The sequence below is a fragment of the Streptomyces liangshanensis genome, from assembly GCF_011694815.1.
GTDB classification, from domain to species: domain Bacteria; phylum Actinomycetota; class Actinomycetes; order Streptomycetales; family Streptomycetaceae; genus Streptomyces; species Streptomyces liangshanensis.
The window spans coordinates 2,035,001-2,046,526 of the sequence record NZ_CP050177.1; the positions used below are offsets into that span (position 1 = coordinate 2,035,001).

Genomic DNA, 11,526 nt, shown 5'->3' on the forward strand with positions numbered 1-11,526 from the left:
GGTAGACCGCGTTCTCGTTGCCCGGGATCAGGGACGACGCGAGGATCACGGTGTCGCCGCCGACGATGCGGATCTGGTGGTCGCGGTTGGCCATGCGGGACAGCGCGGCCATCGGCTCGCCCTGGGAGCCCGTGCAGACGAGCACGATCTGCTCGCCCGGGAGGTCGTCCAGCGTCTTCACGTCCACGACGAGGCCGGCCGGCACCCGCAGATAGCCCAGGTCACGGGCGATGCCCATGTTCCTGACCATCGAGCGGCCGACGAAGGCGACCCTGCGGCCGTGCTCGTGGGCGGCGTCGAGGATCTGCTGGATGCGGTGGACGTGGCTCGCGAAGCTCGCCACGATGATCCGCTTCTGGGCGCTGCTGAACACCTGGCGCAGGACGTTGGAGATGTCCCGCTCGGGCGGGACGAATCCCGGGACCTCGGCGTTCGTGGAGTCCGCCAGCAGCAGGTCGATGCCCTCCTCGCCCAGCCGGGCGAAGGTGGGCAGGTCGGTGAGCCTGCGGTCCAGCGGGAGCTGGTCCATCTTGAAGTCGCCCGTGTGGACCACCATGCCCGCGGGGGTGCGGATGGCCACGGCCAGCGCGTCCGGGATGGAGTGGTTCACCGCGACGAACTCGCAGTCGAACGGGCCGATGCGCTCGCGGTGACCCTCGGTGACCTCAAGGGTGTACGGGCGGATGCGGTGCTCCTGGAGCTTCGCCTCGATCAGCGCGAGGGTCAGCTTGGAGCCGATCAGGGGAATGTCGGCCTTCAGCCTGAGCAGGAAGGGGACACCCCCGATGTGGTCCTCGTGACCGTGCGTGAGCACGATCCCGTCGATGTCGTCGAGGCGGTCCCGGATGGTGGTGAAGTCCGGCAGGATCAGGTCGATGCCGGGCTGCTCCTCCTCCGGGAAGAGGACGCCGCAGTCGACGATGAGCAGGCGGCCGTTGTACTCGAAGACCGTCATGTTGCGGCCGATCTCGCCGAGCCCGCCGAGCGGGGTGACGCGAAGGCCGTTCTTGGGAAGCTTCGGCGGTGCGCCGAGTTCGGGATGCGGATGGCTCAAAAGACTCTCCTCACCACACACGCCACGTACCGCTGAGGCACGTGGCGCGCATGACATTCGTGCACTTGCTGTTGTCTGTGTGGACCGATTTCTCGGGGTCGTGCGGTGGTGCTGTGTGCTGTGCTGTCGTGCTGTCCCGCTTCTTCAGTTGTGAGACTTGTTCAGTTGTGAAGTCTGTGTGGCGTCCGTTGTCAGAGCTGTACCCCGCCGGCCGCCAGATCGATCTTGAGCTGGTCCGTTTCGGGGTCCGACAGCTCGACCAGGGGCAGGCGCAGCGGTCCGGCCGGCAGGCCCAGCAGGGTGAGCGCGGCCTTGGTGGTGATGACGCCCTGGGTGCGGAACATGCCCGTGAAGACCGGGAGCAGCTTCTGGTGGATCTCGGTGGCCTTCTGGACGTCGCCCGTGAGGTGGGCGTCGAGCAGTTCTCGCAGCTCGGGGGTGACGACGTGGCCCACGACCGAGACGAATCCGATCGCGCCGACGGCCAGGAGGGGCAGGTTCAGCATGTCGTCGCCGGAGTACCAGGCGAGGCCGGACCGGGCGATGGCCCAGCTGGCGCGGCCGAGGTCGCCCTTGGCGTCCTTGTTGGCGACGATACGCGGGTGCTGGGCGAGACGGACAATCGTCTCGGTGTCGATGGGGACGCCGCTGCGGCCCGGGATGTCGTAGAGCATGACCGGCAGGCCGGTGGAGTCGGCGATGGCGGTGAAGTGCCGGTGGAGGCCTTCTTGCGGGGGCTTGTTGTAGTACGGGGTCACGGCGAGCAGGCCGTGCGCTCCGGCGCGCTCGGCGGCGCGGGCCAGTTCCACGCTGTGGCGGGTGTCGTTCGTGCCGATGCCGGCGACGATGTGGGCGCGGTCGCCGACGGCGTCCAGGACAGCCCGTACGAGCTGGTCTTTCTCCGCGTCGCTGGTGGTCGGCGACTCGCCGGTGGTCCCGTTCAGGACCAGGCCGTCGTTGCCTGCGTCGACCAGGTGGGCGGCGAGCCGCTGGGCGCCGTCGAGGTCGAGCGCGCCGTCCGCCGTGAAGGGCGTGACCATCGCGGTGAGGACCCGCCCGAAGGGGGTCTGCGGAGTGGAGATCGGAGCCATGGGTAACACGCTACTCGCTGCTCAGCTCGCCGTGTCCCCTTGGGGGACGGGACAAGAGGAGCCCGGCACTGCCTGCTCGGGGGTTCAAGCAGTGCCGGGTCCGTTTGATCAGCCTAGATGAAGTTCTCGAAACGCCGCAATACGGACACTTCACCCCGCCGACCGCACATCTGTGCCCCGGACGGGCCCGCAGACGGGGTCCGGGGCGCCGGATCGTTCTACGGGGCGACTCGGCCATTGGCGTTGAAGGCCGCGTGGGTGAGGGGCATGAGCGTCGCCCAGTGCGCCTCCATCAGCTCCCCCACCATCTCGATCTCCCGTTGCGGGAAGGACGGCGTCCTCGCCTGTTCGTGCTGGGTGCGCAGGCCGAGGAAGTGCATCAGCGAGCGCGCGTTGCACGTCGCGTACATCGAGGAGAACAGGCCGACCGGCAGCACGGCCCGCGCGACCTCGCGCGCGACGCCGGCCGCGAGCATCTCCTGGTACGCCTCGTAGGCCTGGACGTACGAGGCCTCCATGACGCGGCCGGTCAGGTCCTGCTGCTCCTGGGTGCCGTCGACGAACACGTACTTCCCCGGGCGGCCCTCCTGGACGAGCTTGCGGTCCGCGCCGGGGACGTAGAAGACCGGCTGGAGCTCCCGGTACCGGCCCGACTCCTCGTTGTAGGACCAGCCGACCCGGTGGCGCATGAACTCGCGGAAGACGAAGATCGGGGCGCTGACGAAGAACGTCATGGAGTTGTGCTCGAAGGGGCTGCCGTGGCGGTCCCGCATCAGGTAGTTGATGAGTCCCTTCGAGCGCTCGGGGTCCTTCGAGAGCTCCTCCAGGGACTGCTCGCCTGCGGTGGAGACGCGCGCGGCCCACAGCACGTCGGAGTCGCCGGCGGTGTGCTTCACCAACTCGACGGTGACATCGCTGCGGAAGCTCGGCTTGGTCTCTGCGGGGGTGTCGCTCACCGGCGGGGTCCTTCCAGTTACGTCGCTCGGGCGGCGCCCACTCTACGGCGCGGCACCGACAGCGCCCTCCGCGACGGCTCCCGCGAGCCTTCCCGTATCAATCCGGCGTATTCGGGCACCGATCGACCGGTTCGTACGTCAGACCGGGTAACAGACGACGCCCTCGTGGCGTCCCGTCACACGAAGTCGAGGAGAACACTCCATGCGCCGCCGGAGTGAGTCCGTACCGTTCGCGTTCGTCGCCGAGGCCGAGCGGTTCCGCAGCAACGTCACCCCGCCTCCCAGGCAACGTCCCTCCCCCCGGCAGATCCTGGGGCGCTCGCTGACCGCGCTGGCCGTCGTGGCGGCCTTCGCCGGCTCGCTGCTCCTCGGACTGCCCGCCCTGCAAACGGATCAGACGGCTACTCATACGCACCACACCGCGACGGTCCGCAGCCGTTGAGGACGCGCCGACCCGTCCGGCCCCCCTCGGCTGGTCCGGGCGGGGGGCTGATCGATAGCCTCACCGGGCACAGCAATCGAGCGTGCTTGTGAGTGAGGATCAGTCGTGCCCCTGCCCTTCCTGACGGCCGACCGGGCTTTTGACGCGACCACCGACGATGTCGCGTTGCCGTTCGACGATCATGATCAATGGCGGCGTCCGTACCGTCCCGGCCCCTGGCGGGTCGCGGCGGCGGCGCTGCTCCTGCTGCTGTCCTCGTTCGTCCTGCTCGCGGGAACGGTCACCGCGGCCGCGGGCAGCGCGTCGGGCGCCTATCTCTGCCTCGCCCTGGCCGCCGTGGGCATCGCGATCGCCCTGCGGCTGCTGCGGGTGGGCGCGTGGGTGAGCCGGCACGGTGTCCGCCGTGTCCTGCTGCTCAGGACGCGGACCGTGGCCTGGGACCAGGTCACCGAGGTCCGTACCGTCCAGCAGCCCGTACGGTGGCTCGGCCTGCCGCGCACCGTGCAGGGCCAGGCGCTCTCCCTCGTGCTGCGTCAGGGAGCGCCGCTGCCGCTGCTGACGGACCACAACGCGGACTTCCTGTCGCGTACGGAGGCGTTCGACCGGGCCGCCGACACCGTCGAGGCCTGGGGGGACGAGTACCGCCGTCCCTGACGGCGCCCCTGAGGGACATCACCGACCCTGGGCGGGGTCCGGCCTTCCGGCCGGGCCCCGCTCAGGCGCGTACGGGCTTGTTGTCGTGGAGCGCGATGGCGCGCTGCATGGCCTTGCGGGCCCGGGGGGTGTCGCGGGCGTCGTGGTAGGCGACCGCGAGCCGGAACCAGCAGCGCCAGTCGCCGGGCGAGTCCTCGGTCTCCGCGCGGCGCCGGGCGAAGACGGCGTCGGCGGAGTCGCGGTCGATGCGGCCGCTCGCCGTACGGGTCAACTCGTCGACGGGCAGGCCGCCTTCGGCGTCGAGCTCCGCGGCGAGGCGGTTGGCGCGGCTGACGAACTGGGTGTTCTTCCACAGGAACCACAGGCCGATGGCCGGCAGGACCAGCACCGCGATCCCGAAGGCGGCGGTCAGCGCGGTGCCTTGTTCGAGGAGCAGCACACCGCGGCTGCCGACCAGGACGAAGTAGACGACCAGGACGGCGGCCGTGACGCAGTAGGTGATCTTCGCGCGCATGGGTGCGGTCTCGTCAGCTCAGGTCGAGGAAGTGTTCCAGGCCGTAGGTGAGGCCCGGGGTGGACACCACGCGGCGCACGCCGAGCAGGATGCCCGGCATGAAGCTGCTGTGGTGCAGGGAGTCGTGGCGGACGGTGAGCGTCTCGCCCTCGCCGCCGAAGATCACTTCCTGGTGGGCGAGGAGCCCCCGGAGGCGTACGGAGTGCACGCGCACGCCGTCGACGTCGGCGCCGCGCGCGCCCTCCAGGCCGGTGACCGTCGCGTCGGGCTGGGGAGGCAGTTGCGCCTCCTGGCGGGCCGCGGCGATCAGTTGGGCGGTGCGGCCGGCCGTACCGGAGGGGGCGTCGGCCTTGTTCGGGTGGTGCAGCTCGATGACCTCGACGGACTCGAAGTATCGGGCCGCGGACTGGGAGAACTTCATCGTGAGGACGGCCCCGATGGAGAAGTTCGGCGCGACGAGCACCCCGGTCTCCGGGGAGGCCTCCAGCCAGGAGGTCAGCCGCGCGAGGCGCTCGTCGTTCCATCCGGTGGTGCCGACCACGGCGTGGATGCCGTGTCCCACGCAGAAGTCGAGGTTGCCCATCACGGAGTCGGGGTGGGTCAGGTCGACGGCGACCTGGGCCCCGCTCGCCGTGAGGGTCTCCAGCGTGTCGTGCTGGTCGAGGGCGGCGACCAGTTCCAGGTCCTCCGCGGCCTCGACGGCCCGTGCGGCCTCGGAGCCGATACGGCCCTTGGCACCGAGGACGGCCACGCGCAGCTTGCTCATCAGCTCTGCATTCCTTACCGCGGTCAGGAGACCGCTTCGTCGAGACGTGCCGCCTGCTTGTCCTTGAGCGGTCCGATGACGGACAGCGAGGGGCGGTGTCCCAGTACATCGCGGGCGACCGCGCGCACCTCGTCCGGGGTGACGGCGGCGATCCTCGCCAGCATGTCGTCGACGGACATGTGGCTGCCCCAGCACAGTTCGCTCTTGCCGATACGGTTCATCAGCGCGCCGGTGTCCTCCAGGCCGAGGACGGTGGAGCCGGAGAGCTGGCCCACCGCGCGCCCGATCTCCTCGTCGCTGATGCCTTCGGAGGCGGCCTTGTCCAGCTCGTCCCGGCAGATCTTGAGGACGTCGTGGACCTGGTTGGGGCGGCAGCCCGCGTAGACGCCGAAGAGTCCGCAGTCGGCGAAGCCCGAGGTGTACGAGTAGACGCTGTAGGCGAGGCCGCGCTTCTCCCGTACCTCCTGGAAGAGCCGGGAGCTCATGCCGCCGCCGAGGGCGGTGTTGAGGACCCCGAGGGCCCAGCGGCGCTCGTCGGTGCGGGCGAGGCCCGGCATGCCGAGGACGACGTGGGCCTGTTCCGTCTTGCGGTTCAGGACGTCGACGCGGCCCGCGGTGCGCAGGGCGCGGGTGCCCTCGCGGGGGGCGAGCGGTGTGGCGTCCGTACGGGACAGGGCGCCGGCGCGGTCGAACGCCTTGCGGACCTGGCGTACGACCGTGGCGTGGTCGACGTTGCCGGCGGCGGCGACGACCAGGTGCGTGGGGTCGTAGTGCTTCTTGTAGAAGAGGGCGATGCGGTCGCGGTCCAGGGCCGTGACGGTCTCGACGGTGCCGAGGACCGGGCGGCCGAGGGGGGTGTCGCCGAGCATGGTCTGCGCGAACAGGTCGTGCACCACGTCACCGGGGTCGTCCTCGGTCATGGCGATCTCTTCGAGGATGACTCCGCGTTCGGCCTCGACGTCGGCGGCCTCGATGAGGGAGCCGGTGAGCATGTCGCACACGACGTCGATGGCGAGCGGCAGGTCGGTGTCGAGGACCCGCGCGTAGTAGCAGGTGTACTCCTTCGCCGTGAAGGCGTTCATCTCACCGCCGACCGCGTCGATGGCGGAGGAGATGTCGAGGGCGCTGCGCCGCTTGGTGCCCTTGAAGAGGAGGTGTTCCAGGTAGTGGGTGGCCCCGTTGAGCGTGGGGGTCTCGTCCCGGGAGCCGACCTGGACCCAGATGCCGAAGGTCGCGGAGCGCACCGACGGCAGGGACTCGGTGACGACGCGCAGGCCGCCGGGCAGGGTCGTACGGCGGACCGTGCCGATGCCGTTCTCGCCCTTGAGGAGTGTTTGGGTACGGGCAACGGCCCGCGCCTCCGAGGAGGTGCGGGCCGTCGACCTGGAGCTGGTGGTCACGAGGAGGCTTCGTCCTTCGCGTCTTCGGTCGCCGTACCGTCGGCGGACTCCTCGTCCTCCATCACGGGGATGAGGGAGAGCTTGCCGCGCTGGTCGATCTCGGCGATCTCGACCTGGACCTTCTGGCCGACGCCGAGGACGTCCTCGACGTTCTCCACGCGCTTGCCGCCGGCGAGCTTGCGGATCTGCGAGATGTGCAGCAGTCCGTCCTTGCCGGGGAGCAGGGAGACGAAGGCACCGAAGGTAGTGGTCTTGACGACCGTACCCAGGTAGCGCTCGCCGACCTCCGGCATCGTCGGGTTGGCGATCTGGTTGATCGTGGCGCGGGCGGCCTCGGCGGCGGGGCCGTCGGCGGCACCGATGTAGATGGTGCCGTCGTCCTCGATCGTGATGTCGGCGCCGGTGTCCTCCTGGATCTGGTTGATCATCTTGCCCTTGGGGCCGATGACCTCGCCGATCTTGTCCACCGGGATCTTGACGGTGATGATCCGGGGGGCGTTGGGGGACATCTCGTCCGGGACGTCGATGGCCTCGTTCATCACGTCAAGGATGTGGAGGCGGGCGTCGCGGGCCTGCTTCAGCGCGGCGGCCAGGACCGAGGCGGGGATGCCGTCGAGCTTGGTGTCGAGCTGGAGCGCGGTGACGAACGTCTTCGTACCGGCGACCTTGAAGTCCATGTCGCCGAAGGCGTCCTCCGCACCGAGGATGTCGGTGAGGGTGACGTAGTGGGTCTCGCCGTCGATCTCCTGCGAGATCAGGCCCATGGCGATGCCGGCGACGGGGGCCTTGAGGGGCACACCGGCGTTCAGCAGGGACATGGTGGAGGCGCAGACCGAGCCCATGGACGTCGAGCCGTTGGAGCTCAGCGCCTCGGAGACCTGGCGGATCGCGTACGGGAACTCCTCGCGCGTCGGCAGCACCGGCACGAGCGCGCGCTCGGCCAGGGCGCCGTGGCCGATCTCGCGGCGCTTCGGCGAACCGACGCGGCCGGTCTCACCGGTGGAGTACGGCGGGAAGTTGTAGTTGTGCATGTAGCGCTTGCGGGTCACCGGGGAGAGGGTGTCCAGCTGCTGCTCCATGCGGAGCATGTTGAGGGTGGTGACGCCCAGGATCTGGGTCTCGCCACGCTCGAACAGGGCGGAGCCGTGCACGCGCGGGATGGCCTCGACCTCGGCGGCGAGCGTACGGATGTCCGTGACGCCGCGGCCGTCGATGCGGACCTTGTCCTTGATGACGCGCTCACGGACCAGGGTCTTGGTGAGCGAGCGGTACGCGGCGGAGATCTCCTTCTCGCGGCCCTCGAACTGCGGGAGCAGCTTCTCGCCGGCGAGGCCCTTGACGCGGTCCAGCTCGGCTTCGCGCTCCTGCTTGCCGGCGATGGTGAGCGCCTTGGCGAGCTCGCCGCGGACGGCGGAGGTGAGCGCTTCGAGGACGTCGTCCTCGTAGTCGAGGAAGATCGGGAACTCGCCGGTGGGCTTGGCGGCCTTGGCGGCGAGGTCCGACTGCGCCTTGCAGAGCGCCTTGATGAAGGGCTTCGCGGCTTCGAGGCCGGCGGCGACGATCTCCTCGGTGGGAGCCTCGGCGCCGTCCTTGACGAGCTGGATCGTACGGTCGGTGGCCTCGGCCTCGACCATCATGATCGCGACGTCGCCGTCCTCCAGGACGCGGCCCGCGACGACCATGTCGAAGACGGCGTCCTCGAGCTCGGTGTGCGTCGGGAACGCGACCCACTGGCCCTTGATCAGGGCGACCCGGGTGCCGCCGACGGGGCCGGAGAAGGGCAGGCCCGCGAGGATCGTGGAGCAGGAGGCGGCGTTGATCGCGACCACGTCGTACAGGTGGTCGGGGTTGAGCGCCATGATCGTCTCGACGACCTGGATCTCGTTGCGCAGGCCCTTCTTGAAGGACGGGCGCAGCGGGCGGTCGATGAGGCGGCAGGTGAGGATCGCGTCCTCGGAGGGCCGGCCCTCGCGGCGGAAGAACGAGCCGGGGATCTTGCCGGCCGCGTACTGGCGCTCCTCGACGTCCACCGTGAGGGGGAAGAAGTCGAGCTGGTCCTTGGGCTTCTTGGAGGCGGTCGTGGCCGACAGCACCATGGTGTCGTCGTCCAGGTAGGCCACGGCGGAGCCGGCGGCCTGACGGGCCAGGCGGCCCGTCTCGAAGCGGATGGTGCGGGTGCCGAAGGTTCCGTTGTCGATCACGGCTTCGGCGTAGTGGGTCTCGTTCTCCACTAGTGTTCTCTCCTCGTCTTCGTCCGGTGCCCGTGTGGCAGGGGACGTGGCGGAGAAGCGCTCCTTGGTGCGGGCCGGTCTTCGATCGAAGCACCCGGGGCCGCGGCATGGGCCGCGCGCCTTTCCGGGCGCCACTACCGAGGACCGGCGGCGGCGGAGTTCACTTCTCCTCGTCTTCTGTTTCTGTTCTGCGCTTCTGCTCTGTCGTGCTCTTCTGTGGTGCTCCCGCACCAGATTACGTGGTGCGGGCCGTCATACGGCGAAGGGAGCGGTCCCCGGGATGGGGAACCGCTCCCTGTCACGGCGTCTCGCTTACTTGGCGCCGCCGGCCGCGCCACGGCGGATGCCCAGGCGCTCCACCAGCACACGGAAGCGCTGGATGTCCTTCTTGGCCAGGTACTGAAGGAGGCGGCGGCGCTGGCCGACCAGGATCAGCAGGCCACGACGGGAGTGGTGGTCGTGCTTGTGCACCTTGAGGTGCTCGGTCAGGTCCGAGATCCGGCGCGACAGCATGGCGACCTGGACCTCGGGGGAGCCGGTGTCGCCTTCCTTCTGGCCGAACTCGGTCATGATCGTCTTCTTTGTAGCGGCGTCGAGCGGCACGCGTACTCCTCGTGGGTCTTCGTGGCCTTCGAGTGCCCCAGGTCGAATACTCTGGGGAGCTTCCGTGACTCGGGAGGCGGGGTTCCGTCGTGTGCCGACCGGGGAGCCTTGGGATCCGGGGATCCGGCGGGGCTCCGGGGTCACGTACACGGACGGCCGTCGCCCAGAGTACCAGCCGGTTCACGCGCTTCTCACCCGGGTGCGAGGGTGGGCTTCCCGCGCGGTACGGCGCCGGGGCGCGTGCGCGGCCCGCGTCAGGACGTCATGGCCCGGATCGAGTGGTAGACGTCGAAGACGGCGAGGCAGAGCGGGACGAGCGTCAGCAGGACGCAGGACTCGGCGATCTCCAGGAAGCGGCCCCAGAAGGGGGTGACACCCTTGCGCGGCACGATCAGGCCGATGGCCGTGATCAGGGCGGCGACGGCGGCGACCGCCGTGGTCAGCCACAGCGTACGGATGTCCAGGGCCCTGCCGTCGCCGCCGAGGGCCTCGCGCATCAGGCCGGCCGGCGGGTTGAGGCACAGGCCCAGCACGAGGAGGACGAGCGCGCCGAGCCCGGCCGCCAGGGCGCAGCCGACCTGGGCGGTGTAGCGGAAGAGGTGGGCGCGCATGAGCATGGCGACGCCGGTGGCGAGGGCGAGGAGCTGGCCCCACACGTCGTCGGAGAAGCCGAGCACGGCGGCGGCGCCGGTGGCCAGCAGGGCGCAGCCCCCGACGAGGCCGACGAGCAGTTCGTGGCCGCGCCGGGCCTGGGCGGCGATGCGCGCGGCGTCGACGGGGCCCTGGGGCTCGGGGTCGGCCCCGTACCCGCCGACGCCGGTACGGGGCGGTTCGAAGCCGATGGGCAGGCGGGCGAAGCGGGTGGAGAGGCCGGGCAGGAAGGCGAGGGCGCCGACGGCGAGGGGGGCGCAGAGCGCGGCGGTCTCGGCGGGGTCCAGGTTCCGGGTGATCGCGGCGAAGGTGAGGAGCAGCGCGACGGCGGAGGCGAGGACGAAGGCGACGAAGGGGCCGTCGCCGCCCGGGGAGACGATGACCAGGATCACGGAGGCGACGAGGACGGCGGCGCAGGCGAGCAGGAACTGGAGCCGGCCGATGCCCTCCCCCGCGTCGAGGGGCAGCAGGCCGGATCCGGCGACCGCCGTGTTGGCGAGGGAGCCGATGCCGAGGGCGACGGAGGAGGCGCGGTCGTCGTACACCCGGGCCCGTACGGCGGAGAGCGCGAGCAGGAGGACGCCGGTGACGCCGGCGAGGATGCCGGGCAGGCCGTGCATGTCGTGACGCGGGTCGGCGGTCCAGAGGACGAAGCCGAGCAGGACGAGGAGGACCGAGCCGCCGAGGAGTCCGGCGGCGCGCATCAGCCGGTCGGTCCACAGAGCGCGGTCGCGGGCGACGGCGGTGGCGACCGCGTCGGACACGTCGTCGAAGACGGCGGGCGGCAGGGACTCGGCGAAGGGGCGCAGGGACAGCAGCTCGCCGTCGAGGATGCGCTGGGCGGTCAGTGACAGGGCGCCGTCCAGTACGGTCCCGTCGCGGCGCACCAGGTGGTAGCCGACGGGGGCGCCGTCGGCGGGGCTCTGGCCGGAGAGCCTGAGGATCTCCGGGTAGAGGTCGGCGACCGCGATGTCCTCGGGCAGTGCCACGTCGACGCGGCTGTCGGGTGCGACGACCGTGACCCGGCAGAAGCCGGTGCCGCCGCCGGACGGGGCGGGCGGACCTGGTCGACCGGTTCCGGTGGCCGTCGCTGGGGCCGTCATGCTCACCTGCTGCTTCCCCTCGTGATACGCACCAGCCGCTTCCCCTCGTGGTTCGGGTCGC

General features: G+C 70.4%; 11 protein-coding genes (1 of these 11 running past the window's edge). 2 read left to right on the forward strand and 9 right to left on the reverse strand.

The window, feature by feature from the left end:
• The 3 genes from HA039_RS08545 to thyX form a co-directional block, all read right to left on the reverse strand.
• A protein-coding gene (locus tag HA039_RS08545) for a ribonuclease J (protein WP_167026185.1) crosses the window boundary here: on the reverse strand, positions 1 to 1,054 show its 5' portion. It extends 632 nt beyond the left edge of the window; the window shows 1,054 of its 1,686 coding nt (coding positions 1-1,054); it begins with the start codon at positions 1,052 to 1,054; the stop codon falls past the left edge of the window.
• Positions 1,055 to 1,245: 191 nt separating this feature from the next.
• Entirely contained in the window at positions 1,246 to 2,145 is a 900-nt protein-coding gene (dapA, locus tag HA039_RS08550) for a 4-hydroxy-tetrahydrodipicolinate synthase (RefSeq protein ID WP_167026190.1), read from the reverse strand.
• Between the two features lie 218 nt (positions 2,146 to 2,363).
• The gene (thyX, locus tag HA039_RS08555) at positions 2,364 to 3,101 is read right to left on the reverse strand and encodes an FAD-dependent thymidylate synthase (protein ID WP_167026193.1); all 738 of its coding nucleotides are present in this window, start codon (positions 3,099 to 3,101) and stop codon (positions 2,364 to 2,366) included.
• Positions 3,102 to 3,303: 202 nt separating this feature from the next.
• On the opposite strand from thyX, the gene HA039_RS08560 reads away from it, so the two are divergent.
• A complete protein-coding gene (locus tag HA039_RS08560) occupies positions 3,304 to 3,543 on the forward strand; it encodes a hypothetical protein (protein WP_167026196.1) in 240 nt (79 codons plus the stop codon).
• Between the two features lie 105 nt (positions 3,544 to 3,648).
• The gene (locus tag HA039_RS08565) at positions 3,649 to 4,197 is read left to right on the forward strand and encodes a PH domain-containing protein (RefSeq protein WP_167026199.1); all 549 of its coding nucleotides are present in this window, start codon (positions 3,649 to 3,651) and stop codon (positions 4,195 to 4,197) included.
• Between the two features lie 61 nt (positions 4,198 to 4,258).
• Here the strand turns inward: HA039_RS08565 and HA039_RS08570 are convergent, their stop codons facing one another.
• The 6 genes from HA039_RS08570 to eccD form a co-directional block, all read right to left on the reverse strand.
• A complete protein-coding gene (locus HA039_RS08570; protein ID WP_167026203.1) occupies positions 4,259 to 4,711 on the reverse strand; it encodes a tetratricopeptide repeat protein in 453 nt (150 codons plus the stop codon).
• A gap of 13 nt (positions 4,712 to 4,724) precedes the next feature.
• On the reverse strand, positions 4,725 to 5,477 hold the full coding sequence (gene dapB / locus HA039_RS08575) for a 4-hydroxy-tetrahydrodipicolinate reductase (protein WP_167026206.1): 753 nt from the start codon (positions 5,475 to 5,477) through the stop codon (positions 4,725 to 4,727).
• Positions 5,478 to 5,500: 23 nt separating this feature from the next.
• Positions 5,501 to 6,877, reverse strand: a complete 1,377-nt coding sequence (locus HA039_RS08580; RefSeq protein WP_167026209.1) for a M16 family metallopeptidase — start codon at positions 6,875 to 6,877, stop codon at positions 5,501 to 5,503.
• Positions 6,874 to 9,108: a polyribonucleotide nucleotidyltransferase gene (locus HA039_RS08585; protein WP_167026212.1), complete on the reverse strand. Its 2,235-nt coding sequence runs from the start codon at positions 9,106 to 9,108 to the stop codon at positions 6,874 to 6,876. The genes HA039_RS08580 and HA039_RS08585 overlap by 4 nt, the downstream gene beginning before the upstream one ends.
• A gap of 312 nt (positions 9,109 to 9,420) precedes the next feature.
• On the reverse strand, positions 9,421 to 9,711 hold the full coding sequence (gene rpsO / locus HA039_RS08590; protein ID WP_161312975.1) for a 30S ribosomal protein S15: 291 nt from the start codon (positions 9,709 to 9,711) through the stop codon (positions 9,421 to 9,423).
• A gap of 254 nt (positions 9,712 to 9,965) precedes the next feature.
• Positions 9,966 to 11,465 (reverse strand): type VII secretion integral membrane protein EccD, encoded by a 1,500-nt coding sequence (gene eccD / locus HA039_RS08595; RefSeq protein ID WP_167026215.1) that lies wholly within the window; start codon positions 11,463 to 11,465, stop codon positions 9,966 to 9,968.
• Between the last annotated feature and the right edge of the window lie 61 nt (positions 11,466 to 11,526).